Source organism: Capsulimonas corticalis (genome assembly GCF_003574315.2).
In the GTDB taxonomy this organism is placed as follows: Bacteria; Armatimonadota; Armatimonadia; order Armatimonadales; family Capsulimonadaceae; genus Capsulimonas; species Capsulimonas corticalis.
In genome coordinates, this window is the sequence record NZ_AP025739.1 from 4,191,794 (window position 1) to 4,218,694 (window position 26,901).

22 protein-coding genes, 1 pseudogene and 1 CRISPR repeat array are annotated in these 26,901 nt (G+C 56.2%); of the genes and pseudogenes, 17 read left to right on the forward strand and 6 right to left on the reverse strand.

Annotated elements, in window-relative coordinates:
- Nucleotides 1-269 precede the first annotated feature (269 nt).
- From D5261_RS18000 to D5261_RS18015, 4 genes are all read right to left on the reverse strand, one after another.
- Nucleotides 270-1,139 carry a hypothetical protein gene (locus D5261_RS18000; protein ID WP_125206385.1) on the reverse strand — a complete coding sequence of 290 codons (870 nt, stop codon included), beginning with the start codon at nucleotides 1,137-1,139 and terminating at the stop codon, nucleotides 270-272.
- Nucleotides 1,140-1,512: 373 nt separating this feature from the next.
- Nucleotides 1,513-1,806, reverse strand: a complete 294-nt coding sequence (locus D5261_RS18005; RefSeq protein ID WP_119324952.1) for a hypothetical protein — start codon at nucleotides 1,804-1,806, stop codon at nucleotides 1,513-1,515.
- A gap of 462 nt (nucleotides 1,807-2,268) precedes the next feature.
- Entirely contained in the window at nucleotides 2,269-3,201 is a 933-nt protein-coding gene (locus tag D5261_RS18010; RefSeq protein WP_119324951.1) for a histidine kinase N-terminal 7TM domain-containing protein, read from the reverse strand.
- 76 nt (nucleotides 3,202-3,277) lie between these two features.
- Nucleotides 3,278-3,907, reverse strand: coding sequence for an N-acyl amino acid synthase FeeM domain-containing protein (locus D5261_RS18015; RefSeq protein ID WP_119324950.1), 630 nt, complete (start codon nucleotides 3,905-3,907; stop codon nucleotides 3,278-3,280).
- A gap of 131 nt (nucleotides 3,908-4,038) precedes the next feature.
- On the opposite strand from D5261_RS18015, the gene D5261_RS18020 reads away from it, so the two are divergent.
- The 3 genes from D5261_RS18020 to D5261_RS18030 all read left to right on the forward strand — a co-directional run bounded on the left by D5261_RS18020 (nucleotide 4,039) and on the right by D5261_RS18030 (nucleotide 6,806).
- Nucleotides 4,039-4,290, forward strand: a complete 252-nt coding sequence (locus D5261_RS18020) for a helix-turn-helix domain-containing protein (RefSeq protein ID WP_125206384.1) — start codon at nucleotides 4,039-4,041, stop codon at nucleotides 4,288-4,290.
- A gap of 214 nt (nucleotides 4,291-4,504) precedes the next feature.
- Complete coding sequence (locus D5261_RS18025) at nucleotides 4,505-4,633, forward strand: hypothetical protein (protein ID WP_301002059.1); 129 nt, start codon at nucleotides 4,505-4,507, stop codon at nucleotides 4,631-4,633.
- Nucleotides 4,634-5,174: 541 nt separating this feature from the next.
- Nucleotides 5,175-6,806 carry a recombinase family protein gene (locus tag D5261_RS18030; protein ID WP_119324947.1) on the forward strand — a complete coding sequence of 544 codons (1,632 nt, stop codon included), beginning with the start codon at nucleotides 5,175-5,177 and terminating at the stop codon, nucleotides 6,804-6,806.
- 295 nt (nucleotides 6,807-7,101) lie between these two features.
- Here the strand turns inward: D5261_RS18030 and D5261_RS18035 are convergent, their stop codons facing one another.
- Nucleotides 7,102-7,572, reverse strand: a complete 471-nt coding sequence (locus D5261_RS18035) for a hypothetical protein (protein WP_245992677.1) — start codon at nucleotides 7,570-7,572, stop codon at nucleotides 7,102-7,104.
- Between the two features lie 70 nt (nucleotides 7,573-7,642).
- A pseudogene (locus tag D5261_RS33495) lies at nucleotides 7,643-8,419 on the reverse strand (transposase family protein); the annotation flags it as partial.
- A gap of 155 nt (nucleotides 8,420-8,574) precedes the next feature.
- On the opposite strand from D5261_RS33495, the gene D5261_RS18045 reads away from it, so the two are divergent.
- From D5261_RS18045 to csx19, 14 genes are all read left to right on the forward strand, one after another.
- Nucleotides 8,575-9,000, forward strand: a complete 426-nt coding sequence (locus D5261_RS18045; protein ID WP_125206382.1) for a hypothetical protein — start codon at nucleotides 8,575-8,577, stop codon at nucleotides 8,998-9,000.
- A 434-nt stretch (nucleotides 9,001-9,434) separates the two neighbouring features.
- On the forward strand, nucleotides 9,435-9,710 hold the full coding sequence (locus tag D5261_RS18050; protein WP_119324944.1) for a hypothetical protein: 276 nt from the start codon (nucleotides 9,435-9,437) through the stop codon (nucleotides 9,708-9,710).
- Nucleotides 9,710-10,156: a type II toxin-antitoxin system VapC family toxin gene (locus D5261_RS18055; RefSeq protein WP_119324943.1), complete on the forward strand. Its 447-nt coding sequence runs from the start codon at nucleotides 9,710-9,712 to the stop codon at nucleotides 10,154-10,156. Before D5261_RS18050 ends, D5261_RS18055 begins: the two co-directional genes overlap by 1 nt.
- Nucleotides 10,157-10,580: 424 nt before the next feature.
- Nucleotides 10,581-12,014, forward strand: coding sequence for a hypothetical protein (locus D5261_RS18060; RefSeq protein WP_119324942.1), 1,434 nt, complete (start codon nucleotides 10,581-10,583; stop codon nucleotides 12,012-12,014).
- A gap of 67 nt (nucleotides 12,015-12,081) precedes the next feature.
- On the forward strand, nucleotides 12,082-13,716 hold the full coding sequence (locus D5261_RS18065; RefSeq protein ID WP_119324941.1) for a hypothetical protein: 1,635 nt from the start codon (nucleotides 12,082-12,084) through the stop codon (nucleotides 13,714-13,716).
- Nucleotides 13,717-13,907: 191 nt separating this feature from the next.
- Nucleotides 13,908-15,125, forward strand: coding sequence for a serine/threonine-protein kinase (locus tag D5261_RS18070; protein WP_165864650.1), 1,218 nt, complete (start codon nucleotides 13,908-13,910; stop codon nucleotides 15,123-15,125).
- A 5-nt stretch (nucleotides 15,126-15,130) separates the two neighbouring features.
- Nucleotides 15,131-17,776, forward strand: coding sequence for a reverse transcriptase domain-containing protein (locus tag D5261_RS18075; RefSeq protein WP_165864649.1), 2,646 nt, complete (start codon nucleotides 15,131-15,133; stop codon nucleotides 17,774-17,776).
- The gene (cas1, locus tag D5261_RS18080) at nucleotides 17,773-18,762 is read left to right on the forward strand and encodes a CRISPR-associated endonuclease Cas1 (RefSeq protein WP_119324938.1); all 990 of its coding nucleotides are present in this window, start codon (nucleotides 17,773-17,775) and stop codon (nucleotides 18,760-18,762) included. The genes D5261_RS18075 and cas1 overlap by 4 nt, the downstream gene beginning before the upstream one ends.
- 14 nt (nucleotides 18,763-18,776) lie before the next feature.
- Nucleotides 18,777-19,067: a CRISPR-associated endonuclease Cas2 gene (gene cas2, locus D5261_RS33500; protein ID WP_119324937.1), complete on the forward strand. Its 291-nt coding sequence runs from the start codon at nucleotides 18,777-18,779 to the stop codon at nucleotides 19,065-19,067.
- 186 nt (nucleotides 19,068-19,253) lie between these two features.
- Nucleotides 19,254-19,738: a CRISPR direct-repeat array (repeat unit 38 nt; unit sequence GACAGAATGATAGAGGATGCCGTTCTGGCATTGAAACG).
- Nucleotides 19,739-20,004: 266 nt separating this feature from the next.
- Nucleotides 20,005-21,135 (forward strand): PDDEXK family nuclease, encoded by a 1,131-nt coding sequence (locus tag D5261_RS18085; protein ID WP_125206381.1) that lies wholly within the window; start codon nucleotides 20,005-20,007, stop codon nucleotides 21,133-21,135.
- A 6-nt stretch (nucleotides 21,136-21,141) separates the two neighbouring features.
- Entirely contained in the window at nucleotides 21,142-22,641 is a 1,500-nt protein-coding gene (locus D5261_RS18090) for a Cas10/Cmr2 second palm domain-containing protein (protein WP_119324935.1), read from the forward strand.
- 3 nt (nucleotides 22,642-22,644) lie between these two features.
- Nucleotides 22,645-24,912, forward strand: a complete 2,268-nt coding sequence (locus D5261_RS18095) for a hypothetical protein (RefSeq protein WP_125206380.1) — start codon at nucleotides 22,645-22,647, stop codon at nucleotides 24,910-24,912.
- A gap of 3 nt (nucleotides 24,913-24,915) precedes the next feature.
- Entirely contained in the window at nucleotides 24,916-26,340 is a 1,425-nt protein-coding gene (locus tag D5261_RS18100) for an RAMP superfamily CRISPR-associated protein (RefSeq protein ID WP_119324932.1), read from the forward strand.
- On the forward strand, nucleotides 26,337-26,894 hold the full coding sequence (gene csx19 / locus D5261_RS18105) for a type III-D CRISPR-associated protein Csx19 (RefSeq protein WP_125206379.1): 558 nt from the start codon (nucleotides 26,337-26,339) through the stop codon (nucleotides 26,892-26,894). Before D5261_RS18100 ends, csx19 begins: the two co-directional genes overlap by 4 nt.
- The last annotated feature ends 7 nt before the right edge of the window (nucleotides 26,895-26,901 follow it).

Here is a 26,901-nt window from a genome sequence, read left to right on the forward strand (position 1 = left end):
CTAAATTTGCCATTGTAGACTCTTCTCATGATCGCGAATTAGATAGGATCGTCTTCTCATATTAACAAATCAATTTTGCCCTGTTCGTAAGCGCCTCTGCATGAGATAGAGAGCATATATCTTTTGTCCCGTCCTAGAAAACCGGGGCAGTTGCATATTGTAAAGTTGCCTAGAGACGCCTCTAAGACGGTTCTGGAGGCCGAAATTTGAAGAGTATTAATAGAATCGACGGCATTTGCGTTAGTGCAACCCAATAATTCAATGCCTTCTCACAAGTCTCCTTCCTTGTTGAAAATATTTTCTGATATTGATGGGTTGTTTATGGCTTCTAATAACCTTAAACGAGAATCTGAGAATAACATCATAAATCCGTCAGATGCTTCACCTACAATTATATTTTGATGAGTTCCAAAATCAATATTTATTGCACCTAGGAATTTTTTTCTTACCATTACGCCAGAAGATTGTAAACGCTCGTATCCTATAAAGTGAACTGCGTCTTCGAAAGGATTCCCCTGCACATTGAGAAAATGTAGGCTGAGACAAAGCTTTTTACCGCCTTTTGATATAACCTGTGTTTGTGGCCTATCAATTGCATCAGGATTAGTGACAATAACATAGATATTAATAATAAGATTTACCTGAGCTGTACCCAGGTAGTCTTCCTTATAATGCCTTATAAGAAGATTCCAGAGCTGCCCACCTGCATTACCAACATTACCAGTATCAAACAAAATAATAGACTCTTCATCAGGCAATGTATCGATCCAATCGATAAATCTTGCCTTCGGATCAAAAGGCAAACCTCGCCAGTTCAAGCCAGCAAATAAATGGAATTTTTCATCGCGCACAGTTTGACCAGACTCCGACAGCACTTTGACCATGTAGTCAAGTGGGAAAACCCCTCCTAGAGCAAATGTTACTACCCTATCATAAGACATAGCGGAGAATAATATTTGGTTTATGGTATCTTTTAGATTACGGATAACTTGAATATGTAAAGGCGGTTGAAGCTTCTCATTAATGAATATATTTTCCCGTATAAAGGTGAATATTTCTCTATCCCATTCAGGATCTGCATCAGCCCCGAAATGTATAGTGTATGGGAGCGGCATCATGCCTGTAGCTCTATCTGACATATAATTAAGTTTCCTTATCGAAGTCTAGAGCAACTAGCTCGCTGCGACATATTGTGCTGGCGTGCCACAGCAGCAAAAGCGCACAGTCGCGAGTAAGGATGAGATTGACAGACTACTCCTCATCTGATTCTGCACCGCGCATTAATGTTCCTTCAAGGAACCAATAATAGGGGATTATTGGAGGGGTAGCGGAGATTTGTCACGTCGGTATTGTCTTAAGCGGATGGTATAAGAATGAAATCTGAACTGGCGATTGCCCGATAAGTTTCCTTATCGGGCATTTTTAGGTTGTCCCCTGTAACCAGCTTGCATCGAATTTCAAGTAACGTAGCCACCACAGCCTGACAGGATTTTACTGTTTGTGATCCTGCGACTATACTGTATCTTGCGCCAAGCGAATGAACTCCTGAACGATGCCGGCAGCCTCACGGGCTTCCCTTGCCCGTTCGCTTCCTTCGAATCCAGACTCCGTGATCCAACCGACGGAGCCAGTATGCTCGTGCGTCTTGAAGGATTCAGCTAAGAATTCGAGAGATTGTTGTCCGAAGTCGGTCTGGTGAAGTCCGGCATCTCGGAGCGCGAGGATCGTTAGGTGAACCTTCTGCAACGCAGGGGCGCCAGGAGCCGTGAAGTATGCCTCGGCGAACGCATGCTCGACAATCTGCATGAACTCCGCAGGCGTATGATATTTCCCAAGCTTTGTGACTAGCAGTCTACGGGATCCTATATTCCGATTGCGGCCTTTTCGGCATCGCAGACGGTTACACAATTTTCTCGACCTTGAAACTCAAGATCGCCGGCACATCCAAGCTGCAGCAGACAGCTGCAAATATCGGGCCTTACTGCCCCTTGAGAGGCAGCCATATCAGGTCAATTCTGCCTCTACTACGGGAAGAGCTATCGGAGGGTTGCGACGTGAACTAATGGGTATCAGACAGAAGACGGAATTGTATGTTTGAGTAGATTGTGATACCGGTGCCCTCTGTGCCCATGGTGATCTTGGATCGAAGGACTTGACGTCGCTCCCATCAGATAGAATGAGAGCGTGAAGAATGTTTATAGTCCCGCCAGCCAACACGCCCTCAGGATATCATCAAATCCACGACCGCCCTGCCTACCGTTCCGAGCGCTACCGGCTCATTCCGGGCCCTGCCTTTGGGTGCTGTTGCGCATGTTTGGTGACTCGGTCCACAATATGCTCCAGAGTCTTGCGAACTATCTCCTGGCTGAAGGCATTGATCACGAGTGCGATCGCAGTGGCGGCCATTCCGCGTTCTGCCGCGTCGCCCAGCGGAAGAAGTCGGGCGAGGAAGTCCAGGGCCACGCGGTAGACCTCCAGTGCGAGCGTGATAATCCCTGCGTACACGAATGTGGTCCTGATGACCACATGCACGTCGAACAGGTGGTGAGCGAATACAGCGGAGCCCACTGCCATCAGGAACAAGATCGTGGATATCGGGCCGACATGGATGAAGCTGAAGTCGTCGAACCAGAAGGGCAGGACGGCGTTCGTAACGACCGCTATCGCGGCGGTCGCGAGGATGCCGAGCCCGACCACCCGCAGCTGCCCCAGCGTCTGCCCGGACGTTCTCCTTGGCGGGCGGTACGCTGTTGACACTGCCGCTGCCAGAAATGCTAGGACATGGAGAAGATAGAACGGGAAGAGAGGTCCATAGGTAGTTACATGCTGACCGGAGCTTACGGCCTCGGCACGGTCAATCGCCGGGAGGAGCAGCGTCGCCAGGCAGAGCAGCAACGTCTCTGTCCATATCCAGGACGTCCAGTTTCTGGAGTGGCCTGCGAGCTCCCGGACGAAAAGATAGGCGGCGGGCGCGACAAGCGCTACCGCCGCGAAATTCGCGCGTCCGACCCACAGCAGCGGGCCGGGGCTGAGCACGAGCCGGAACGCAAAGAGCGTCGCGACCCAGCCGAGGAGCGAGACGGCGACCAGGAAGAAATAACGGTTAAGACGCTCATGCGGCCCTTTGAAGAAGACGAACGCGCCAAGGCCCGCGAGTGACAATATGCAGAGTATATAAAGCGCGGCGGTGAGCGGAGCCATTGGCGGATGGTTAGGGGATTGCCCCCTTCGGCGTCAGCCGAAGGGGGCAACATCGGTTTTTACCATCATCGCAGGCCTACGCCGCCTTCGTCAACAGCGGTTCGTCCAAGATAGGTCCCGCCTGGTCTACCACCGCCTTGTACGCTGCGGATCGTTCAGCCTTCGACGTGAGTGCTGCGGCGACTTCGTCGGTACCCATCCGGCACAGAAAACACGGCTCGTCCCAGTGCATCCTCAGGTCGCCAACGATCTCAAGCGGCCAGCCGATTCTCCGGTACAGCCGCAGTGTCTTCGGTGTCGCCTCAATCCAGATTTCAGAGACGCCACGAGCGACACAATATTTCCACATCTCTACGCAAATATTCCAGAACAGGCCGTGGCGCGCCCGGTATTCGGGCCGGAGCGCCAGGATGACCACGTGGGCGACGTCCGAGCGCCCCGAGAGATCGATCTCCGGCCAGACCCGCTGCGAGGGAAGCGCATTCGACCCATCGCCTAAAACCATCTGCAGGCCGCCGGCGAGCTCATGGTCCGACCGGCCGGCGAAGTAGACAGAGCGGTGGCGGTCGATGCGGAGGTTGTCGCCCGGCTCCCAGCCCTCTTCTGCCGCCAAGCGCTCGAACAGCCTGACGATCTCATCGACATCCTGGGGAGCCGAAAGGGTTGCGACGGACGTCTGTGCGTATGTGCGTGATTGGCGTTTCATTACCGTCTCCCGAACGAAGATATTCCAGTCTACCACATATATCCTTAAGTAGGGATATAATCACCGCAATACTTTGCGATAATGGGGCACCCTTACGTTGGAAGTGGACAATGCCCCGTGGTGGACCGCGATTGCGCACCCAGGATGGAAAACTGAATCAAGTCGGCCTGCGGATTCACGAGCGGCGAACCGTACTTGCAATGACGCAGGACGAGTTTTGCGCGCGGATCGCGTCCGCCACTGAGGCGCAATGGGTCCCGGCTTGGCAGGACATTTCCAGGATAGAGAACGGCAGCCGCTTAGTGTCCGATCTTGAAATTTTGGCGTTGGCTAAAGCGTTGGAATGCCGGCCTGGTTGGCTGCTGACGGGCGATGCCGCATAACCTTGCGCCATTTTTATTACAAGATTTTTAAGTTTTATTATCTTCCTTCCCAGCCCGCTGGGATGAAATGGCGCAGTCGCTGCGCCCAAACACCACACTGCGTTTCGACTTTTCCACCCGGTTATCCACAGGCTTATTCGTCTCGGCAATGTGTCGGGGCACTCGGAACGTAAGAGCTCGGTGGTCTCTTCGCCGCGCCTCCGGCGTTGGAAGGATGACCCCGTCCCTGTTCAGCGTCTCAAGCATTCCGCTCCTGACGAGCCCGTCGATGGCCCGGCTGATCGTCGTGGACGACCGGATGCCGGTGCGTCGCTTCAACTCCTGGTGGCTGAGGCACGCGTGAACTCGCCGTCGCCCTGGTAGGCCGGACGTCCAGCCGAGTGTCGCCCGCACGACGGTCAGGGCTACCAGGCACTCGGCGCGCGTCGCGTCGATCAGCCCGTCGTATAGAGCGATGGGCATCGGGAAAGTTTGCATTCGCCTCAGGTCGTAGCTCGGGGTTTCGGAACGGGGAAATCGCATGGCATGTGCGGTTACTGGTAAGTCGTTTCAGATTAGGCCTGCATATTTATCCTGGCGAGCTGCATTTCGAGTGCGCAAGATCGTCCGACATTTTAATCCTCGATTCGACTCTCCGCCGCCATCATGCTAGATTCTGATTCCGCTGCGGCTTGCGCTGTTGCAACTAGGCGTGCCACGCCTTGCAGCCAAGCCTACGATATGCTCGGACATGTAATCCGAGCATATGAACCTCCCCATTCCAACCCCAGTGGAAATCAGCGACTTCAAGGCGATATATCTTCACTCGTTCGGCGTCGAGCTCAGCGACGCCGACGCGCGGGAGGCCGCCACGCGGACACTTCAACTCTTTTACCTCGGCACGTATGGCCTACTTCATCTACAATCGGAAAAGCCAGGAGGACGACGCCCGCCAGGTCCAGTCGATAGGCGACCAACGCAAGCTCAATGAGGAACTGGTCGAGCGCCTAGGCTTGGACGTGGTGGAATGCCTGGACGAGGCGATGTCAGCGAAGCGGCCCGGCCGCCCCGTCTTCAGCGAGATGCTGGAACGGATAGAGCGCGGCGAGGCGTCCGGCATCATCGCCTGGCACCCGGATCGGCTCGCTCGCAACGCGGTGGACGCAGGCCGAATCATCGACCTGCTGGACACCGGCAGACTTACCGACCTCAAGTTTCACTCGTACACCTTCGAGAACACGCCGGAGGGCAAGTGGATGCTCCAGATCGTCCTCAGCCAGTCGAAGTACTTCGTGGACAAGCTCTCCAAGGACGTGGGGCGGGGAATGCGCAGCAAGCTGGAGAAGGGGCACTTCCCACACAGGGCGGGGCCTGGATACCTCAATGACAGGAACGATCGAACAATCGCGGTGGACCCGGAGCGCTTCCCGATGCTGCGGCGCGCGATCGAGACACTTCTGACGGGAGCGTACTCGGTTCCCCAGGTGCACTCCATTCTGAACAACGACTGGGGCTACAGGACCAGGAGGACGCGAAAGACAGGGGGCGGGCCGTTGCCGCTTTCTAAGTTCTACACCTTTCTCTCGAACCGGTTCATCACCGGACAGATGGTTGTCAAAGGCGAGGTGTGGGAGGGGAAGCACCAACCGATGGTGACGGTGCAGGAGTTCGAACAGCTTCAGAGGATAATCAAAGGGGCAAGCATCCAGCCCCAGCGCTACGAGTTCGACTTCACCGGCGTCATCCGTTGCGGCATATGCGGCTGCCAGGTCACCGCCGACCAGCGCGTCAAGCACTACCCATCGACCGGCAACACCCGCAGGTACGTGTACTACCACTGCACGAACAGCAAGGGCGGCTGCCGGAAGGTCAGCATTACTGAGCCCGAGATCGAACGGCAGATCGGCGACCTACTCGGCCGGGTCGAACTCAGCGAGGAGTTCAGGCAGTGGTGCCTGCGTCCAGCGAAGACATGGTTCGACCAGGAGAACGGGCGTGACTGTGCGTCACTCGATTCCCTACAGAAAGAACTTATGCTCGCCGAGCGGCGGAAGAGCGGGCTGATGTCGGATCGTCTGTTCAACCCGGATATCTACACCGCAGAAGAGTTCAAGTCGCAGAAGGAGATGCTGGACGGCGAGATCAACCAGCTGAAGTCCAGCATACGGCAGGCGGAGCAGAAGCTGGAAGAAGATCGAAAGACTATTGAGAACATCCTCGACTTCGCAGTCAACGCGCCGCGATGCTTTGCAACTGGAGATACGAAGACGCGCAAGCAGATCGCGATGCAGATGGGGGCAAAGTACCTTCTCACTCTGGGAAAGCTCGAAATAGTACCCCATCCTCTGCTCGTCCCCATCTTAACCTTCAAACCTCTCGAAAATGGCTCTGATAAATATAAAAGTGATGGTTTGAGGGACGTTGATCCCTCTTGGAGCACCATTCGAGATGCTATTCTCACTCTGGTGAGGAATGGGGAGTACTCATTTCCCAGGTTAAGTCCCGCATCGTGTGGGAGTGGTTTGACGGAGCCATAGTTAGTTGATGCTCATATCCTCGGTTTGTGGATACTTAGATAAGCTGCAACGGCAGGCATAAGCGTAAAGTTCTAGAATAAAGCTGTCGCCAGCTCTATCTGCTGGTGGTCCCTTCGTGGCGTGAGAGGCGGTTGGAGCTATCGGCGGGTAACCAAAAGGTGTTATGTTTCGCCGCTGGAGCGAAGCGCCGCCACTCGCGCCCTCGATAACGACATAACAGTATCGAGTGAAGAGCGTTGTGTTCCTGCTCTGCGATTATGTCCGCTAAGTGTTCTGCGACTTTGTCCACTTTGTGCTAGGGAGCCGCCGCATGAAGCCATGCCCTTCTTCTGGCGGCGGCGGTTGGATCGCAGGGCTGAGATTTCGGAGTTTCAGACAGAGATTTCGGAGTTTCAGGTGAGGATTGTTCGGGCTTTGCCTTCGCAGGCGCGACGGACGCAAGGCGATATTCGAGCCGCTTCTTCCCATCGTAGAGGTGAAGCTGGCCTTCGGGATTTACTCGAACGCTTACTTTTTGACCCGCCAGCGAGCGGCTGCGTGAGGCGGCGGTAATTTGGTAGACTTTGCCCTCAAAACTCACCGTGTGGTCCGCTTTGACAGTGCGAGTTTCCTGCATGCTGAAATAGTAGTCCAGATCAAAACTCGGCTCTAACGCAATGAAAGCCGAGTGGGGATCGGCCGCTTCGATGCCGAACTGAGCATTGTGTTTCGCGATGAACGCAGGCAAAAATGCATTCGCCTCCTCCATGGTCGAGATGCCGGCCAAACGCATTTCTTTCCAAACGCATTTCTTTGACGAGCCGATCTTGGAACGTACTCCAAAGCCGCTCGATCCGCCCTTTGGCTTGTGGAGAGTGGGCGGCGATGCTCTCAATGCCCAGATCATGGAGCACCTTCTGGACGTGGCTCATGGGGATTTGCCCAGCCAGTTCGTCCTCGATTGTGGCCTTCTTGGGCGATCTCAAGATCGTGTGCTTGTCATGGTAGTAGCTTGCGGGCAAGCCATACGCGATAGCGATTTCGCGGAACAGAAACAAATAGCCAGCGGCATCTTCGTTCGGGCGAAAATGGGCATGCAGGACATGGTTGTCGGCGTCATCGATTGCGCCCATCAAACACAGGCGATGCCCACGTCCTTCGAGCCAATCGTGCGGGGAACCGTCGATCTGCACCATCATGCCCGAAGCGGCTTTGCGCAAACGTCGGCGACGCACAACGCCGCGCGCAGGCTTTGCTTCTTTAGCCTGTGGGAGGGCTTTGGGATGAAGAAGCTTGTGCAAGGTGGAGCGGCCGATCTGGATGCCATCGTTGACGGCCAGCAAGTCACGCGTGTGGCAAACATTGAACCCATGGTAGGGTCCGCCGGTGCTGGTGAGAGCAAGGATCCGTGTCCGTATGTCTGGGTCGAGGATATTGTGTGGTTTTCGGCGGCGTTTGCCGTGTGGGATCGCATTTACTCCGTCCGCCAGGAAGCGTTTGAGCTTACGCCGTACTTGGCGCGACGAGAGCCCAAGAAGTTCTGTGGTTCGCTCCACGGTGATCTGGTGAGCTGCCAGCCGAGTAAGCAGATCGATGGTTCTTTGTTCCGAGGCAGTCAACGTCAATATCTCCATTCCTTAAGGTTCGACGAGGACACAATCGCAGAACACTTAAGGAGGACATATTCGCGGAACAGTAACACATAACAGTATCGAGTGAAGAGCGTTGTTGACTCTGCCGCCCGTCCCTGCTAGATTCGCCGTGGTCTTCCAATTTCTAACGTCAATCCATGTTTCAGCCATCATCCATTGATGAACCCTTTGTTCTTGCAGTCTCTGTAACCGAGGTGAAGCGCTCTCAGGACCGGAGCGAGGAGCTCTTCGGCGTCAAGCCGGAGCTGCGCCTCATCCGTGAGATGTACGATTGCGCGAAAGGCATAGCGGGCCTGAAACGCCTCAGTGGGATAACGCACAATATTGATGAGGTGCTTGCTGGCGCAACTGACAAAGATCCCTATATCCGGATAGAAGCACCTGGCGGTCAAATCACAATTGCGACGCGGTTCATCCCCGGTCCTCGACCTCACTACGATCTGCAAATATCGGGTTTAGCCTCGCTACGGATGTTCGTGACCTCAGAACAGTTCGAGCTAGGGTTGCAGGCAGTGTTTGACCAGATTGTCGTCCTGTTGGAGATGCAAGATATGCGGCAGTAGGGACAGGACATGAAAGCTCTGAAAGTCCAAGTTATGTCGCTTCGGTAGCAATGCCTATTCGTCATTGTTTCATTTGGGATTCGCGACGGTGCGAGATACGAACGAAGCTGTACATATATGAGATGTTGTTCCCTGAGCTTGGGTTTCTTGCTGAGGAGGAAGGCTTGGCCACTTCCGTTGAGGCTTCGTTCTCAAAGAAGTGTAAAATAGACCCCCAAGGATAGTTCTGAGCCTCCATCTGAACGGGGTGGCGGCAAATGGATAAAGTCTAGATAATCGATGAGACACGCATCTACTCGCAAAGGTTACAGTCAATTTCAAACGCCGTTCTGCAAATAGCCGTCTCATTGACACTCTGTTTCCGTCATGGTATCGTATCAGTAACTGCGTGCAGATACATGCAGGAACGCAAATCCAAAAGGAGAACCATGGGAATGTCACTTCTCATCAACGCCCCCGCCGTCGAGCAGCGCCTAGCGCAGGAAGCTCAGCGCCACGGCGTCCCGGCCGAGGATTACGCCGTACATATCCTATCGACGCATCTGGAGCCGCTGAACGGCGCTGTCGCTCTACTTCAGCCGTACCATGCGACAGCGACGGCGGAGGAATGGACTCAGAAGTTTGATGAGTGGGTCGAGGGCCATCCGCAGCACGAAGCGTTGCCCGAGGGCGCTTTTGACCGCGCGTCCTTCTACGAAGGGCGGTCATAATGCCTTACTGTTTGGACACGAATGTCCTCCTGCGGTGGACCGAGCCGGGTACGCCGATGTGCGAGCAGGCGCGCGTTGCCGTGAAGGCGCTAAGAGCCCAGGGCGAGGCAGTCTCGATCCTGCCTCAGAACATCGTCGAGTTCTGGGCGGCCGCGACGCGCCCTCCCTCCGCCAACGGCCTGGGGCTGACGCCCGCGCAGGCCGACGCTGAGATCGGCAAGCTCGAAGCGCTCTTTCCGCTGCTTGCCGACACCCCGATGATTCACCCGGAATGGCGCAGACTCGTGGTTTCCTGCGGCGTCAGCGGCATCCAGGCGCACGACGCCCGGATCGCGGCCGCGCTCCGAACCCACGGCGTGACGCATCTGCTAACATTCAACGTCCGCGACTTCAAGCGCTACGGCGTCAGCGCCGTTCTTCCCCTGGACGTTCCGATCGCTCCCTGATCGGCCGATCCTCCATCCAGAAGCCGTCTCCCAGTGAGGCGGTCTTTTGTAGAGCACGTTCATTCGCCTCCTCACGCCGCCGACGCCATCAATTCCGCCGATACGTGAGAGCCCGAAAATATATTGCTCGTAGGGTTGACAATTCCATTTTCCTCCTGGGTATAATCCTGTCGTTGCCGCCTATGGTGGCGACACGCCCGGCTCTCATGCCGAGCATCCAGGCGGAAGCACCGTGCTTCGCCTGACCCGGTGGGCCTCACAGGCCTGCCTCCTGAAAATGGCGTCCGATGGACGCCCTCTCAATTCGATGACTTCCCATGGGAAGCCGTCGTCAACGAACAATCGCAGATGGACTCCAAGTATCTCTTTCCCAGGGATAGTTGCGTCTGCCGTTCGCAGAGATCACATCAGGAGGAACCGGACCATGACCACGCACATCAATTCTGAAATTATTGACCGACTGTACCGTCTTGCGTCGCGGCTTCGCAGAGAGTGGGCGAACGTGCCGCTGCGAGAGGACTTCGACACGTCGATGGTCCTGGCTGTGGTGCGAACTATCGATCTCCGTGGGAGTTGCCGGAAGGATGGAACGCGGCGCACGCTGGCGGAACAGGGGGAGTTTGCCGAAGCTCTGCTGAGGCGTTACTGGCTCAAGAGCGCGCAGCGAGACCATGCTCGTTACAGGGGAAAGTGTGCCCTTGGCTTCAGCGATGTCTCGGTCGAGGAAATCGCCGAACTTCCGGGGTGTTCCTCGCTCTACGACGCCCTCCGGCATGACATCTCCGGCGGCGAATCGGGAAGGGAGGTCGCCCGGTTCCTGGAGGGATGTGACTGGAGACGGGAACAGGTCTGGGCCATGGTTTGGTGGCTTACCGGCAGGCAATGGGACGACATCGCTTGGCTGCTTGAAGACCGGTTCGAGCTCACGCTTCCCACGGAGACGGTTCGGCAGTGGCAGAAGAAATTTTCCCGAGCCCTTCCCAGCGTCCGCGCCCATCTGAGCGGTGCACCGCAGGACGGCCCGGCGGAACAATCTTCTCAATGCGCGCCGCAGTCAAATCGAATTTCGGCGCATCAAAATAATTTATCGCAATCTTCCACGGATCTCGTCGCTGCCGGCATTGGAAAGATGAAAGACCAGAAGAGCTGGTATATCGCTCGGAAGTCCAATTCATATCTTCAACAGGGGAATAAAATGAAAAATATTACTATTGTTATCGCTATTAGGGCAATACAATTACTCTCTGTGAGTGCTCTCGTGTCATCCATACTCGTCGGCTGTTCGCAGGAACGTCGAGGAGGAGCTTCTGACGGCCTAACAGTCGTCGCGGGGCTGGACGCTTCGATCTCATGGCGCGACCGGCTTGGCCAGGGCGTTATGTGTGTCGCCGCTCAGGCGCAGACCATGGACGGGGCGCGGGACCACATGATCCTTTATAGGATGGAGAGGACCGCTGAGGAGTTCACTGGCGAAGATGCCCTGGGTGACCCCGACGCCCTCGAAGACGAAGTCATCAGCCAGCTGCGGGATCGCCCACAGGTCAACGGGACGTTTCCGGCGGCATACCTTCGCCAGGCGGCGGACGCTGCGTCCAAATCCCAGGGGCCGGTTGTCGTAGAGCTCTTCAGCGATGCGGATAACGACGATGGCTCCCCTCAGACGCGAGCGGAACTGCGCCGGATAGGAGCGAGGCTCGCGGCGAACCGCCGCGTCAAAGCCGTCTGGTTCCTTGGGATCACGCGTCATAACACGGCCTACTGGCGAAGCGTGCTCTCCCCGCTTGGGGAACGTCTGCACTTCTGCGCGGCGGACGAAATGACGCCGGACAACGCAGTCAAGGCCGTGTCGTCACGGTAGAGCGATATTTCTGCCGACCGCCTCAAAACACCGCACTTTCGGAATTGACCATACGGAGGACATTACGATGACGACACCAGCGAACGCTAACGGACACGACCGCATTGCCGATAGCAACAAGGAGATCATGACCATGAACAGCGCTTTCAGCCCTCAGAACGGATCGGCCAGCCTGACAGGCGGTGGATCTGCAGACTACATCAACAGCGCGCCCACGGCCAGCACCGCCGCAACTGCGCTCCCAGTCCCCGCAAGGGCTCCGCACCCACGGATGGATTGGATCCCAAGACTGCGTGATCGATGGGGAAACCGCCTGGCATGGGGATACGCTTATTCGCTGCCGGTCATGGGCGAGGCCAAGATCGCCGATACGGCACGCGAGGCGGCGCTGCTACGCATCGAGCAGGAGCACCCGCTCCTCGCGGGCGACATCCGCGACTGCCACGACCGCGAACTCATGCCAGCCAGGAAAGAGCATGAGAAGGCCATCGCTTACGAGCACAGTGAGCTTGCGCGGCGCAACGCCGAGGCGCGCACGGTTAACGATATGCTGGTAGTGGAGCGAGCGGACTGGGAGGCCCGGCGTGACGCCGCCACCGAACCGCATGTCGCAGATGTCAGGAACATTGAGGATCATCTTCTGCCGACCGCACATGAGACGACGGGGCGCATCGTCGCCGCTGCGGGTGGCTTCTATGATCCGGAAAACCCGTCGGACGCCTGCGTACTCCGGCATGAGCGCCGCCCGCTGGAGACGATTGCGGCTGAGCTGAAGCTGCCGTGGGCTCCGGGAGACTCCGAGGAAACGCGCGCTTCCGTCTGGACCTGGGTCTGTATCTGCGCAACGGGCGTCCTATTGGGGATTGGCCTTGGCCTCGCCGTTCATATGCTCGCCCCCTATACCCTCCTCACTAAGTGGCCGGTCACGCTTGGCTGCGCGGCGGTGGGTATTCCGCTCGCTTACGCCATGAAGCAGGCGATCTGCGGCGCCTGGAGGCATGCCGGCCAGAACTACTATTCGCGGCAGCCAGGAACCAAATGGGGATTGTTCCTCGCCGGGGCATTCCTGCGAACGGCGCTCATCATCACGGCGGAAGTGTGCATGGAGCGCCAGGGCCTGCTGGGAGTAATGAATCGGAACGCATCGGCAGCGGCCCTGTCCTCTGGAACTGCCGGAATCTCGGTCATGGATCAGCTTGTGTCGTGGATCATCCCGCTGGTCATCTCCACGCCGCTGCTCTTCTGGGCCAAGGATCAGGGTTACCTCAAAGGGCGCCGCCATGAAGTCGACTGCCGGCTGCGTGAGCGGCAGGAGGAGGTATGGCGCGAGGAGGATGCCGAGCGCCGGTCTGATCCCCGCGTTATCGCCGCTCTGGAAGCAATCTCGCACGTCCGTATGCTGATTGGACGGCGCGCCGCCCTGCAGGGACGAATCGCAGAGATCACGGCGCCATTTGAGAACCGGATCGCTGAGATCCTGGCGCGCCGCCTGGCGACGTCGGAGGAACTGTCTCTGGATGCGAAGCACCGGATCCAGGAGATCGGAGACAACGTGTTAGGCGCGCAGGAAAAGTTCAATAACCTCTGGGAGCAGGCGCGCTGGGAAGTGGAGCCGTCAGGCTCCTGCTGGGCCCGTTTCTGGCGTGACGTGTTCGGTCCGCGCCGCGCAGGGCGAAAAAGCCGCGAGCGTCTCTTGAAGTAGTATGCATGTGCTCTTCAGAAACCGCTCATAGGGCTGTCAGGTGAGGCGGCAGGGCTGAGCCCATACGGCCGTTCGCAGTTCGGGTTCATTTCCTGGCGGCTCCACCAGTTTCTGGCATTTGTGGAACGGGCATTTGTGGAAACGGCATGTCATTTCGAGAAGATGGAAAGCATGTATTAGGAGATGGAAACATGTATTTAAAGGGAGACGCTTACCAGCAGGTGGCGACCGCGTGGTATGGCGCTAGTCAATACACAACTCAGCCACCCTCCGAAGCAGCATGTCCTCCATTCCGGACGGTCGGTGGGGACGTCGGTTTAGAGGCCGGCGCGGTGCTTGCCGGCCGGTACCGCCTCGAACAGCCGCTGGGCTCCGGAGCATTCGCAACCGTACGCGCCGCCTGGGATCTGGCTCTCTTTCGCCATGTTGCGGTGAAGATCTACTCCAGCGTGGACGCAGGTCCGATATCGGTGGACGAGGCCAGGCTTCAAGCGACATGCCAGCATCCCAACTTGATGCCTCTTTACGACGCCGGCAGCGACTCGCTCCTCGGCGCGTCCTTCCTGGTAATGCCGCTCTATCCCGGCGCTGACCTCGCAGCGACGCTGAATCAGCTTGGCCCGCTGCCATTCCGAGCCGCCGTTCTCTGCGCGGATCAGATATGCAGTGCACTTGACTTTCTTTGGCGGATGCGCCAGACGCCCCATGGAGACGTCAAGCCGTCGAACATCTGGCTGACGCAAAGCGGCGCGGCGCTGCTGATGGATTTCAACCTGCCTGGTTTGATGGCGCGCAGTGGTTTGTCCTGCGCCGGAACACCGGGTTTTACGGCGCCTGAAGTCTTTTGGGGGCGACGCGATCAACGCTCGGACATATTCTCACTCGGTTGCGTGCTCTACCAGTGCCTCTCCGGGCAGGCGCCGTTTTCAGACGACAGCGTGGCGGCATCAGGCCAATTTGTTCCTTTGCGACGGCTGCGGCCGGAGATATGGCCGGACCTTGAGAACGTTGTCCAAACAGCGCTGCAGACCGATCCCGACAAACGATACCAATCGGCCAGAGAGATGCAGTCCGCCCTCCGGCGGCGCAAGAGTGTTGATGGCATTTCGTGGCTAACGGCGGTTTGGCACGGCGTATTCACCTGCTCAGGGATGCTGCTGCGCATCGCCGCCTGGGTTTATCGGATGGCCTGGAAGCATCTTGGCCAGTTTGTGCGCCATGCGTGCAAAAAGCCGGGTCAGGCGCTGGTCGAAGCGGTTCTCCTGCTGATTGCCACCCAAGCGGCGCGGGGATGGCTGGAAGGGCATCGACAGCAGATCATCTCTCTGCTCATCGGCGCATCGTGCCTCGCGATGATCGGAACAACCGTGGCCGCGAAACTGCGGAATGGCGCGCGATCTGGGAGGTGACGGCGATGACCTACGATTTTCAAGATATGCGGCCGACCGCGCTGGCGCGAACCAGTCCTGTTGAAAGCGTCACCTTAGAAATCGTGAACGGTCCAGAGGCGGGACGCATTATCGCTGTCAGCACTCTGCCCTGCCGCTTGGGGCGCGCTGGACGGTCCGAAATCGTCCTGGCGGATCCAGACAATCCGCCCGGACTTTCGCGCGAACACGCTACGCTGGAGGTGTCAGGCGGCGCGCTAGTGTTGCGGGACAACAGCGTCAATGGCACTCGCGTTGGCGATCGGTGGCTGAGCCGGGGCGAGGCGGTGGAATGGATGGGAGGCGAGCTCCTGCAGCTCGGCCCATCGCTCCAGATCCGCCGGACAAGCGGAGACGCCCTGCAAGTCAAGTCTGATGCCGCTGGGACCGGCGCCCGCACAGAAGCGTCGCCGACAAGGCCCGGAGCGATGCGCGCGTTCCTGACGAGCCCCGACACACTGACGGCCGCATGGCGGCGCGTGGAATTGAATCGCGGGGCTGCGGGACCGGACAATGTCACTGTGGCGGAGTTCAGTCAGGACGCCTCTGGGAGGCTGGCCGCGCTGCGCGGCCAGCTGACTCGGGGCCGGTATACGCCGCTGCCGCCACGGATCTTCGCCGCACCCAAGCGCAGTGGCGGCGTTCGCAGGATCGCGATCCTGAGCGTCTCCGATAGGGTTGTGCAGCAGGCGATACACATGGCGCTCCAGCCGCTGCTGGAGCCGATATTTCCTCCGTGCAGCTATGCCTATCGCCCTGGCGTATGCGCCCATCACGCACTGAGGCGCATTGACGGACATTTGCGCCAGGGGCTGCACTGGGTCGCGGAGACGGACATCGCCGCCTTCTTTGACACCATTGTCCACGCAATCCTTCTGGAAAAGCTGTCCAATCACGCTCCCGACCCCTTCCTGCTCTCGCTAATCTCGAACTGCCTCGCCGTAGGGGCCTCCACCCCTGGCCTCGGGCTTGCGCAGGGGGCGGCAATGTCGCCGCTCCTGAGCAACCTGTACCTGTCCGAGTTTGACGCCCACATGCTGGAGGGCGGCTGGAATCCGGTGCGCTACGGCGATGACCTTCTCTTTGTCGGAGAGTCGCGGACGCGAGCGCAGGCGGCGCTGGCAGAGGCCGAAGGATATCTTCGCTCCCGTCTTCAGCTGTCGCTGCAGCCGGAGAAGACCGGTGTCGCTCCGCTGGCCAGAGGCTTCACGTTTCTAGGATATCGCTTCACGGAAGAAGGACGCCGTCCTTCTCCGCATTCCATTGGCCGCCTGCGGGAACGGCTGGAGGATGTCTCTCCTGAGCAGGCGACTGCCGTGAAGCGGGGATGGGCAAATTATTTTGGCGAGGTTCCCTCGGAGCAAAAAATCTCCGCTCCGCTCCGTTTGGACGCCGAGTGGATGTCGCGATTCCTCCTCCTGTTTGGGGGACGCGAAGATGCTCACGCACGACAGGGCGGCGGCCGTTTTGTTCCCTGTGCGGGTCCGCTGTCTCCTGTGGATGTCCAGGAACATTTAGCGGGTTCAGAGACACTGGCGGCTTACTTGCTGAAGCGGGACGGGATGGTGCGCACCGTTGTGATGGACATCGACGCCGTGCGCGGGGATGGCGCTGAATCGCAGATGGAGCCTGTCATCGCGTTCGCGGATGATCTCCGGCAGATCTGTCGTCTGTTCGGCGTTCCATGCGCTCTGGAAGACAGTGGCCGGCGCGGCCGGCATCTCTGGCTCTTCTTTTCCGAACCGGTCCCGCCGGAACGCGCACGCCGGCTTGCGCGGCTTTTGGCCGTCCGCGCCGGATTTCCGAAGCCCCGCGTCAGGCTGGAAATCCTACCGCGGCATACGGCTTGGCCGGGTCCAGAACTGGGCGACGCCGTGAAACTGCCATTCGGCGTTCATCCTGTCACGGGGCGGCGCTGCCACCTTTTGGATAGTGATGGGGAAGCTATCATCGATCCCATGGATGCTCTGAACGGGATCGGCTTGATTGAGGCTTCCGGGATAGAGGGGCTGATTGCTTCACTGGGGAAGACCACCCAACGGACCCATTCAGGCGAGTCTGCCTTGAAACAGGAGGGGAGACCTGCGCGCAGCGCGCCGGAATCCGAGGAAGGGAGCCCCGTGGAGCGTCTCATGGCTGGTTGCGGAGTCGTCCGCGCACTGGCTGACCGCGCCCGAACGACGGGGCATCTGCGTCATACCCACAACCTGATCCTGCTTTACACAGCGGGGCGGCTCGGCGCTCCCGGGGCGGCGTTCGTGCACCAGACCGTCGGGCAGTGTCGTAACTATGAGGCGCGGATTTGCCAGGGGTACCTGGATCGGCTGGACACCCAGCACGCACCGCTCTCCTGCCATCGCATTCGTGAGTGGCTTGAAGAAGAAGGGGAGATGGACCTCTGTACCTGCCCCAAGAGCCGCAAAGCGCCTCTGGACTGCGTAGCCGAGGCGCCGACCGCAAAGCCGCTTGGCGGGACTGCCCGGACAAAGAAGCCGCGCCCTTCCGCGCCTGTATTGCCTTCAGAGGCTGATCCGGAATTGCGAGACGCTTGGAGCGATGTCGAATCGGACCTGTTCTCGCAGCGTCTGGAAGTTTTGGGTGAGGATGTGGAGGAGATTAGGGAAGAGCAATGATCACGCTTTACGTTCGAGAGCAAGGGGCGGGCATACGGCGAAGCGGGCAGAGGCTGATCGTTTACAAGGGACAGCAGGCGCTCCAGACCACCCGGCTGCGTGATTTGGAGCGCCTGGTCCTCTTCGGCAATGTTGATCTGACTGCGTCCGCGTGTGCATCGCTGCTGGAAATGGGCGTCGAGACGGTCCTGCTGTCTTACGGCGGCAAGTTTCGCGGGCGTCTCACTCCTCCCGACGCCAAGAACGTATTTCTGCGGCAGACGCAGTTTCGCCGTTACGAAGACATGGAGTTCCGGCTGCGCATCGCCCGCGCGATCGTCGCGGGCAAGGTGCGGAACGCACGGTCTGTTCTCCAGCAGTATGTATGGAATCATCCCGCCCCATCCTTGACAGCTGCAATAGATCGGCTCCAGGCGACAAGAGAAAGGATAGGGAGACACGCGAGCCTGGACGCGCTGCTCGGAGCGGAGGGAGAAGCAGCGAGCGTATACTTCGCCGCCTTTGGAACGATGCTGCGCACCGGCTTTGCCTTCACCACACGGACGCGCCGCCCGCCGCGCGACCCGGTCAACGCGGTGCTGAGCTTCGCGTACACGCTCCTGAGCACGGAGATGGCGGGCGCTCTGGCGTCGCAGGGCCTCGATCCGCACGTCGGGATCCTGCACGATCTCGATTATGGCCGCCCGTCTTTGGCGCTCGATCTCCTGGAGGAATTCCGCCAGCCTGTCGCGGACCGGCTGGCGCTAAGCCTGTTCAACCGGGGAGTGCTGGCCAACGGCCATTTCGACGACCGAGGAGAAGCCGGCGTGCTGCTGAATGATGCGGGACGCTCTCGCTTTCTTGAATTTTACCACCGGACTTTAGAAACCGAGTTTCAGTTTAGCGGAGGCAAGACCTGCTATCGTGAGATTTTCCGTTTTCAGGCTCGACGAATGCGAATTGCTCTTGAGAACGAGACTGATTATATCACTTATGCTGCACGTTAAAAGAGGATGTCGTCATGTCCACTAGTGTTCGAAGCCGTTATCTAATCGCTTATGATATTACGGATGACGCAAAGCGCACAAAACTTTCAAAGATGTTGCAGGATTACGGCGATCGAGTGCAGAAAAGCGTGTTCGAAGCGGACCTTACTTCCCAGGATATTCAGGCAGTAATGCGAAAGGCGGCCGTTTATGTCGGCAAGGAAGATAGCCTACGAATCTACCCGATGTGCGCGAACTGCAGAAAGGGCGTCCATTCATTAGGACAGCCCCTATCCAGTCCAACGGCGACTTTCTGTATTGTCTGAGAGGCCGTGAATTAGGAACGTATTACTGGCGCCCTAACCTCAAAAAATCCAAATAAGCTGTTTGGCTAGGGCAGCACCCTTGAGAGTAATAACGGGATGAAAATTATGAAAAAACGGCGAATCAACCTTTCGGCTTCTTTTGATGAATCGGTTAGGGCAATTCAGAAGGAAAAATGAGAAGCAGGGGACAGAATGATAGAGGATGCCGTTCTGGCATTGAAACGATCTCATATCGGATTTCTTCCAGTTTTTCCTTGTCTTGACAGAATGATAGAGGATGCCGTTCTGGCATTGAAACGTTCAGGCGATTCTTGATGATACCGAGAGTGACCGTGACAGAATGATAGAGGATGCCGTTCTGGCATTGAAACGCTTGCTCAAGGAATGCTCCTTATACGCAGACGCCGGGACAGAATGATAGAGGATGCCGTTCTGGCATTGAAACGTCTCAAGAGGCTTTTGTTGATCAATCAACCCATAATCGACAGAATGATAGAGGATGCCGTTCTGGCATTGAAACGGCGTAGTGAGACGATCCGGCCATGTAGTCAACGGCTCGACAGAATGATAGAGGATGCCGTTCTGGCATTGAAACTCGGAGAAAACGGTCATCAGTCAGCTTGTAATGCCTAGGACAGAATGATAGAAGATGCCGTTCCGGCATTGAAACGGGCTGAAAGTCGGTCCAATACGATAGTGCGACGCCCAGGACAGAATGATAGAGGATTGATCGTTACTACTCTGTGCATCAGCAGTAACGATTTCCTCGAAAATAATCGCTTAGATTTGTATCGACTGTCCCATCTCTGTGAATCAACAAAGTTGAAGCGGCCATTTTGAATTAATCCTAAGTTGACCTGTGTCTGTATGGACACTTCAGTGTGATTATCATTAGTCTAAGTCTCCAGTTTGTGGTTAGTGCAATGAAGGGTTAAATATGCGAACTTTTCAAACAATTATTATTTTAGTAGGTGAGAATCCTTTGCCCGCATATTATGGCGTGTTAAATTTCGCCACATCTGACGCTCACGTATTGCTCTTGCACTCCGAGAAGACCTTCTCTTTTGCGGATCATATTAAATCGATTATTCATCGGGATAATGATGAACTCAGACTGCAACGTAAACCGGAACTGCTTTCTCCACTCAAGAATCCATTTGATCCTCAAGAACTCTCTCAAGTAATGTCGGGACTACGTAATACTTATCCTGATGCAGCTCTTAACTACACGGGCGGCACTAAGGTCATGTCTGCGGTCGCATACCATTTTTGGCAAGACAGGCTAGATATGGCCTTCTATTTGGAAGAGGGTGCGGGAGTGTTCCACTTTGCGGACGGCAGAAAAGAGCAACTTGTCGGATTTTCATTGGGTATTCGTGATCTTTGTGATTTGCATGGAGTGGAAATGGCGGGTGGTGTGTCTAAAATCCCATTGTCCTGGGATGATATTTTAGCCATTTGGAAAACATATGACGGCGAGAGACCGTTACCATCCGATAAGATAAATTACGGCTGGTTAAAAGAAAATAAGCAGGAATGGGAAAAATTCTTGTGTGTATTAACTGAACCGAATCAGCGTATTTGGCGGGAGCATCCATTTCCGCAAAGCTCTCACCAATATTATAAACGAAATGGGTTTAAAGACTTACATGAATTAGCGGCAACGAAATGGTTAGAACGACTTGCTTTATATTGCGCGTCTCGCGCCAAGCCGGCGGCTGACGCAGTACCATCGCAGCACTTTAGAATTAACGACACCCAGTTTGAAAGCGATGGAATGTTGGTTCACGACAATCGTCTCTACTATTTTTCAGCAGGCACCACGAAAATTGATGAATATTGCAAAGAAAAAATGTTTGAGGCGGCTTATAGGTCATCTCAGATCGGTGGCGGTCTCGCGCGGAGCGCTGTTGTCTGTCTCGCTGATCGAGATCGTTACAATAACGACATAATTGAAACCTGTCGTCTCACTCTCAACGATCCGAAACACACTATTTTTGGAAAGCCTCAAATTGAAGCTTGGATGGGCGGTAATTTACAAACTCTAGCGGAGTTTCTGGAGCGCTAACGAAACATGTCACATAAGCGCTATCTGGGCTTGATCGATCTGGCTGGTATTCAGAGTTTCATCTTTCGGCAGCCTGATCTTAAGACAATTGCTCGTTCGTCGGAATATATTGAATCGCTTACATCTCCAGAAGGAATATTGCGTGATACTCAGTCTGACGTCACCTGCATGTTCGCTGCGGGCGGCAATGCTGCATATTTGGCGGAACACCCAGATTTACTAAAGAAGGCATTCCAGCGTATTAGCCGAAACCTGCTGATCTATGGGCAGGGAATCGAAGCTGTAGCGGTAATCTGCCCTTATGAAGCAGGGGCGCTTGGAAATATCTACTCCAGCGCGTGGCGAGACCTGGATCGTCACAAGCTGGCGGCGCCCCGCAGCACTGGCCTCATTGCCTTCCCAGGACTTGCACGCTCGTCAAAACCACAGGAAGTGGGAAAGGCTCTGACGATGGACTACGGTATGCGTCATCCTAGCCAGTTTTCTCATATAGTCTGCCGATCTGAGATGGAAGATTCGGACCTTATGGCTGTGGTCAGTGTTGATGGACTTGGCATGGGACGACGTCTGATCCGATGGAGTGATCGCGTTAAAGACGAACCGGATGATGTCTTTTGTGAAATGCTCGCTCGCTGGTCTCAGAATATCAAAGATCGATGGAAGACAGCCTGGGAGGGCTCCGTTAAGCGTCTTGCTGACGAGTTTGGTCCAGAGATGCGCCTCGATCATGAGTTTCATGAAGGGCGTCCTCTCTATCCTATTCGTGATCGCGATGGTATTCCATTCTTTCCCTGTCGGCGTCTCTATCAGGGAGGGGACGATATGAGTTTTTTATGCGATGCGCGTCTTGCCCTTTCCATAACCAGTGACCTTGTGACAAGGCTGGAGCATCCAGACGAATCGGTCTGCCCTGAGTTTCGTCGGATGACAGTCAGTGTCGGAATTCTCTTCGCCGATTCGCATTTTCCGATCGCGAGAGGGTTAGCGCTTTCAAATAAAGTGCGAAGTGCTGCGAAAAAACGATCCCTGGAGGCGCAAAGCCGATCAGGAGATCAAGAGGCGTCTTCTGCACTGGATTGGTGGATCAACCGTCAGGGCAGTCTCAACCGTCAGGGAGAAGCAGATTTCAATTCTACTCTGCGCCCTCTCATCTTTAACGGCGTTCCCTCTGCTGGAGAGCGGACATGGCGGGATTTTGATGAGGTGATACTGCCGGGGCTGTGGCGTCTCTTCAAAAGCAGGCGCAACAAGCTCAAAGACCTGATGGCGGCGGCTGAAGAAGATGATCGCGGCGCTGCTGTTGCGCGATTTCTGGCGCTGCGTCCGATCAAGATGGATGGACGGCGCATTGAGCGCCCGTTTGGATTTTTGGATGCTCCTTTCAGTCCGGAAACCGGATTTTCACCAGGGCGCCGTACTCCGCTTCTAGACGCTGCAGAGCTGTTTGATTTGCACTATCCTTTCCACATTTCGCAAGGGACGATGCCGTCGAGCGAGGAGAATTAGTCAATGCGCGGGTATTTGGTCGTCGAATTGCTGAGTGATGCATGTTTCTCAATGCCTGCGGCGTTTGATACAGCCGTCGATACGGATGTTGTCCTCGACCATTTCGGTCTGCCGATGATCTCTGGAAAGACTCTGCGCGGCTTGCTGCACGATACATTGCTCAGCCTTCCAGATGAATGGGACCAGAATGCAGATGGGATGGCCTTGTTTGGAAAAGAGCGAGATCATTCGACGGCAGGAATATTGCGTATCGGAGATGCTCTTCTTGACAGCGGCGTGCGTCAATGGGCGCGCTGGGCGCATCGCCGCAAAAATCCAGCGCCAGTGAAGCGCGCTTATCTGAGAGACGCGTTCCTTACCCGTCGTAAGGTGACTGCAATCGATCGGCAAAGCGATGCTCCTAAATCAGAAACGCTGCGTGTAATGCGCGTTGTTCCAAAAGGTCTAACGCTGCGTGCGCCAATCACAGTGGCTGGAACTCTCACAGAATCACAAATCCGCCTGCTCGATTTGCTGACTGGCTGTACTCGGCATGCGGGACTTGCGCGTAATCGGGGACTGGGACATGTGCGCCTCTCTGTCATGTGGGATGAAATGTCTGATGCAGAGGTCGCCCAGCCGATGCCACATTCGGCCATGAACTCCAGGGAATTCATATTTCTTGCACTCGTGGTGCATTTAACCGCGCCCTGTCTTATTTCGGGAGATGACGCCGACCCCAATTCGCGCTCAAGTCGGCCCTTTATCACGGGGGCTGCTTTAAGAGGGGCCGTGGCCTCCGCCATCGAACACACCAATGCAAATAGAGGCTTGATGCAGGATCTGATCGTTTCTGGGGACATTCGCTTTCTGAACGCCTATCCCGCGGTGGATGGTCTGCGGGCTCTTCCCACTCCAATCACCTGGCGGCGATACAAGGATCCGCGCTGGAACGATGCGGATCGGGAAGCAGATGGTCATGATGCTGTTCTGATGCTCGCTGGAATGGATGATCCTGATGAGGGGACGCGGCAGTTGCAGCCGATGGATCATCATTTTTTTGCCTCTATTTCCGGTCGTCAGCGTCCTGCCGCCGCCCAAATGCGGCAAACAATTCACCAGCAGCGAAACCGCGCCAGAGGTGCCTCGGTAAAAGGGGAGACCAATATTTTTGCTTACGAGGCGCTGGAAGAGGGGCAATCATTTATTGGGGCGCTGGCGGCGCCGGCAGACCGTCCTGATCTTGTGTCAAGCCTTCAGACGCTTCTTTCCCAGCCATTGTGGCTGGGTCGTTCCGGGCGGGCCAGTTATGGCGGCGCTCCAATCTTCAAGATTGGAGCGCCAGGCGAAGCGGAGCCAGGAACGAACCATAAAAGGATTCAGACCGGAGATTTCTTTGCCGTCAGGCTCACATCCGATGCTATACTGCGTGACGCGGTTACTGGGCAGCATGACCCATGGAGTTTGCGTGCGGCAATTGAGAAACGGTTTGGGGAGCGCGCGATCGTGACCCAAGTATTTATTCGCTCCACGGTATGCACTGGATACCATCGCCTTTGGCGCTCATCGCTCCCCGCCGTGCGGGCAGCGGCGGCTGGCTCTGTTGTTTTGATGGAGGCATGCGAAAATTTGAGCACGTGGGATTTGTCCACTTTAACAGCAAACCCCATTGGCGAACGCGTCGCGGATGGCTATGGTTGCTTTACGGTTGCGAGTGACTCTCTGAATGGTCTTTCCATTGAGCGCTCACGAGCGGAGATCTCGGAGACGGGAGCGCCGTCAGAGCCTGAGTCGGAAGCCATGCTTGATGCCCAGAGACGACTGAGTGATAAGCGTCTGCGTGTCTTTCTGGCCTACGAAGCAATTCAAACCGCAGCCAACGCGCGAGGACTTCAGGGATCGAGTGTGATCCAGCGTGTCCGTGGCCCTTTGCGTGCGCCTGCCACATGGCGCAGGACTTATGCGGATTGGACATCAGGCCCAGCCGAGCATCAGTTGAAGCCAATGGCGCGTGAAGGGTTGATGTCAATCAGCATGGAGATTCGTTTTCTCCATCATGGCAAGCTTTATCGTGAGCGTCTGCGCCTCTGGGATGTCCTGCGCCGCGCGGTAGATACGGAATGGACGCCGACGTATGAGTTCGATGAGGCCGAGCGTCAAGCTTGCCAGATCACCTCGGATAACGTGTCAAAGCAAATCTGGACCGAGGCGCGCGCCGCGCTGGCGCCATATTATCTGGACGTCCTCTTCCGGTCCCTTGCCCGCCGCGCCCAGTCCGAGGGAGAAAAGTAGTCCATGGAGAATAGGAGAGCGCTTAGCGCACGCTGGACAATTACAGCGGATCTTGTGCTGATTTCCGCCGCCCAAATTGGCAGCCAGGAATCTGACTACTGTGATTCAACATTTGCGCGTACTTCCGATGGAACGCCCTTTTTAGCGGGAGCAACGCTCGCGGGGGCACTGCGCAGCGCGCTGTGCGATACACTTTCGGGTTATCGCCAATCGGAGCCGGTAGCGGTGGGTGAGCTTTTCGGCGCGCTTGACCACCATGAGAGTGCTCTGATCCTATTCGACAGCTTTGGATGCACGGCTGACGATCCCATTAGCGCCGGGATTGGCTGCATCGCTGAAGCATCGATCCGTGACGGAGTTCGGTTGGATTTGGAAACAGCGACGGCCCTCGATGGTTTTAAGTACGACCGCGAAATCCTTCTGCCTGGCTGTGTTTTTCCGCTGCGTTTTGATCTTCTTATTGATGCCGCGTCCGATGAAGGCCATCTGCTTTCGTATTTCATTGCTGTACTGAACAGTCTCGCAAATGGTGAGGTCCATCTCGGCGCACGAAAATCGAGAGGTTTGGGAAAGGTCGCCTGTTTATCATTTCGAGCGATACGCTACGATCTTGCTCAAATTTCGGGCTGGCGTGAGTATGCGCAAAGCGCATCCCATCTGGCGCCGCTCACTCCTCAAGTTGAGGCGTTCAGCACTCCGGTTCAGGCAATCTCCAAAGCATATCAAGCGCTTCCACTTACTGAAATTAATGATAATCGGAGTCGCCTTATGGTGACTCTCAGTGTTGCATTAGCCAGTCCATTGATTATCAGGAGCCCAGGCATTCATGCCGCGGATCCAGATAACGTCCAGCTGACGGAGCATGGGAAGGCTTTGCTGAGCGGCGCATCGGTGGCTGGCGCTCTTCGAGCACAGGCCATACGGATCACACAGACACTCAATTTCGGAGCGTCATTAGTTGACGATCTTTTCGGGACATCGCCAGAAAATATGGTTCGCGATGATATCGGCGCAATGCCCATGGGCAGCCGAATTCGTGTGTCTGAGGCGTATCTTGAGGGAGCAAAGACATACGAGCACACGCGTGATCGTATTGATCGGTTTACGGGCGGTTCCGTTGATGGCGCTCTCTTTACCGAGAGCCCGGTTGTGGGCGGTTTGGCAACACTCAATATCGAGGTGCGCAACCCAAAGCGTGCGGATATGGCGCTGATGACTCATTTGTGCCGCGATCTGGTCGAGGGATTGATAACCATTGGTGGGGAAGCTGCGGCGGGGCGCGGCTGCCTGACTGGCTCCGCTATATTGAGCAAGTCTGGATCAGTAGGTTCGGTGCGAGTAGCTCCAGGTAAGGTCGAGTGCGATGAGCCTGAAGCGCTCTCAGAATGTCTGAAAGCGCTTTTGAATGAAGAAGACTACAATTTATGACTACTCCTACCTCTCGTGAGATTTCCGGAGCCAATCTCGTTGCAATCCATGATCCATCGGAGTGTTTACGGTGGCTATTAGAAAAAGGCGCTGATGCTCCCATTGGTTTTTCATCTCCCACGGTGTGGGCAGTTGTGCAATGCGGCGATACGCTTGCTTGGGGTCAGTATGGGCAAGCACAATGGCGGTGGACCTCCGAATTGGATTCTGAAGTACGTGCTCCAGCCATCGCTAATCTCTTTGAGGCCCGCGTCTTCTCGCGAGAGCGCGAAGCGCTGATCTGGCGAAGAGATGATGGTAAATTTGCTGGACGTACAGTTACTGATGCGACAATTTCGGATGCGCTCCTGGCGCCAATCGATGAAGAGTGGCTTTTTGAAGGCAAGGTATCGGGTTCTCAGGGAGATCTCTTTGTGTCACGCAAATTATTGGGGGGCAATGTGTCTGTCACGCCTCAAGGGCGCGGCGTTTGCATTCGCCACTACGTTGAAGCGGATCTAAACACGGGATTACTGCACATCGCTCTGAGCCGATTCCTCGAACTGCTGCGATAGGACTGGG